3 protein-coding genes are annotated in these 2535 nt (G+C 39.2%); all 3 read left to right on the forward strand.

The genetic code is table 11. From position 1 onward, the window contains the following. Nucleotides 1-27 precede the first annotated feature (27 nt). The 3 genes from KKD20_00530 to KKD20_00540 all read left to right on the forward strand — a co-directional run bounded on the left by KKD20_00530 (nt 28) and on the right by KKD20_00540 (nt 2202). A complete protein-coding gene (locus KKD20_00530; GenBank protein MBU4331597.1) occupies nt 28-372 on the forward strand; it encodes a transglycosylase SLT domain-containing protein in 345 nt (114 codons plus the stop codon). 208 nt (nt 373-580) lie between these two features. Beyond that, nucleotides 581-1894 carry an ISNCY family transposase gene (locus KKD20_00535; GenBank protein MBU4331598.1) on the forward strand — a complete coding sequence of 438 codons (1314 nt, stop codon included), beginning with the start codon at nt 581-583 and terminating at the stop codon, nt 1892-1894. Nucleotides 1895-2031: 137 nt separating this feature from the next. Then, nucleotides 2032-2202 carry a hypothetical protein gene (locus tag KKD20_00540; GenBank protein MBU4331599.1) on the forward strand — a complete coding sequence of 57 codons (171 nt, stop codon included), beginning with the start codon at nt 2032-2034 and terminating at the stop codon, nt 2200-2202. Nucleotides 2203-2535 lie beyond the last annotated feature (333 nt).

Raw genomic sequence — 2535 nt, forward strand, 5'->3', positions numbered from 1 at the left:
CAAAAAACCAAAGTGGTTCGTTTGGCCATGAACAGCAATAACCCGATTGATTTAAGCGATGCGAAACAAGAAGTTATGACCGAAGAGGAAGATATGAAGCTTTGGGTCTTAAATGAAGTGGAGAAAGCCGGGCTTAATATTAAAGAAGCCGAAACCATCATCAACTGCGAAAGCCGTTGGCAACCTGACGCTATTGGCGTCAACAAGAACGGTACTTATGATGTCGGCCTTTGGCAGATTAACAGCATCCATAAAAATATGACCAATGCGGATAAAATGGATTATAAAGAAGCGACCAAATGGGCGATTGATAAAAGATTGAGAGATGGAAGTTGGAGCGCTTGGTCTTGTTCACGTAAACTTTATAAGTAATTTTAGTTGGTACTATAGATACGAAATACGAAACTTACGAAATTACGAACCCAATAAATAAAAAAACCTTCCGCTTATCGGAGGGTTTTTTGTATGTGAGGTTTTAGTTAAAACATGTCGCACGGAAGTGATAATGTCATACTTGAGGGAAGTTAAAATGTCATACCTCTGATAAAATGAAATGGTTAATTCATTAACCATTTCATCTATGACATTAATCGCTATGTCGGCCAAAGAATTAGACAAATTTCAAATTATTAAAAAGCTAATCGGGAAACACATCAATGGAACCAAAGCGGCGGAACTGCTTTTAATGTCTGTCCGTCAAGTCAAACGTCTCAAAGCGAATGTAATCAAGTTCGGCGCCAAAGGTTTAATCCACGGCAACCGCGGCCAAGAGAGTCACAGCAAAATTGATAGCAGCGAAAAGAAAAAAATTATTGAACTGTTGCATCAGCACTACTATGATTTCGGACCAACTCTGGCCAATGAAAAATTGTTTGAAAATCACGGCATCGCTCATGATGCCAAAACCATCCGTCAAATAATGATTGCCGAAGGATTGTGGAAACCGCGAACAAAGAAAAAATTATCTGTCCACCGAGCTTGGCGAGAAAGAAAATCCTGCTATGGCGAGATGGTTCAATTTGACGGTTCATATGAGCATTGGTTTGAGGATAGAAACAGCACGGGAGAGATTTGCCTTTTAGCCGCGATAGACGATGCCACTGGCAAGATTGTACGCGCTTGGTTTGACCAGCATGAGGGTGTGTTTCCGGCCTTTGGCTTCTGGCAAGAGTACCTTTTAAAAAACGGCAAGCCAAGGTCAATTTACCTTGATAAATTCAGCACTTACAGCCTTAACCACCCATTGGCCAAAGAGAACAGCGACACCCTGACCCAATTTGAAAGAGCGGCCAATGAATCAAGAATTGAACTGATTAAAGCCAACAGCCCGCAAGCCAAAGGCCGGGTGGAAAGATTATTTGAAACATTGCAGGATAGATTGATTAAAGAATTAAGGTTGCAAAATATTTCTACAGTTAATGAAGCCAACATCTTTTTGGAAAGAACATTCATTCCTAAATTCAACGCTAAATTTGCAGTTCTGCCAAGAAACAAAACCAACTTGCATCAAGAATTAAATCAAAAAGAAGTCAAACAATTACCGGGAATATTTTCCAGACAAAAGGAGCGAACCATCCTCAACGACTTTACTTTCTCTTTCAACACACAATGGTACCAATTAACCAAGGAACAGCCGGCGACCATCTGCAAAAAGGACATTGTAATCGTCGAAGAACATCTTGATCATTCAATCCATATTCGCTTTAGAGGCAAATATTTAAATTACAAAATGTTGCCAATGAGACCGATAAAAACTAACTATACATCACCTTGGGTAATTGCTAAAACAATTGATCAAGTGAACGCCAGTAAAGCGCATACTCCGCCACCGAACCACCCCTGGAGGTTATCATTTCACGCCAGCACACTCGCTAAACAAAACGCCAAGGTATGACATTTTAACTTCCCGGAAAGTATGACATTTTAACTTCCCGTTGACATTTTTATATGTAATAGTTGACATAAGTTTAAGTTTGTGCTATTATTGAACGTTGTCGAGATTTCAAAAACCACAAAGAAAGGAGAAATATAATGATTAGTCAAAAGTGTGTCGGAGCTGAAGCGGCTGTGAGAATAATACTACAGCTCATTAGAGAGAAACTTGACGAGTACAAGGACAAGCCAGACGTTGTTAGAGCCCTCAAGGAAATTGAGGGTAAGGCACGAGAGATTGAGAAGACAGCCCAAAAAGGCTGGTTTTAATCCGGTTTGTCCGGTTTACATTCGAGCCCCACATGGTTTTCCATCGGGGCTCTTTTTTATAACAACCGTGCTATTTCTCTTTTTATGTTTTTTCTCGCCTGCTGTTCCAATTCTTTTCCCGCCCTTTCGGTAAAATATATCTTTTCGATCGCTTCAGTTTTTTTGCTTCATCATTTTATTTGTCATAAACATTATCCAACAATCTATTGAAGAAATTGAGGAAAGGGAAATCCTTTTTTTGATAGTATTTATTCAACATTTCTAAAATATCTTCTTTGCTTTTACCTTGTCCTTTTAGAAATTGAAATTGTTTGGTAAAAGTATCTTGCTCAA

Source organism: Patescibacteria group bacterium (assembly GCA_018896645.1).
In the GTDB taxonomy this organism is placed as follows: Bacteria; Patescibacteriota; Patescibacteriia; order UBA2591; family JABMQE01; genus JAHIMF01.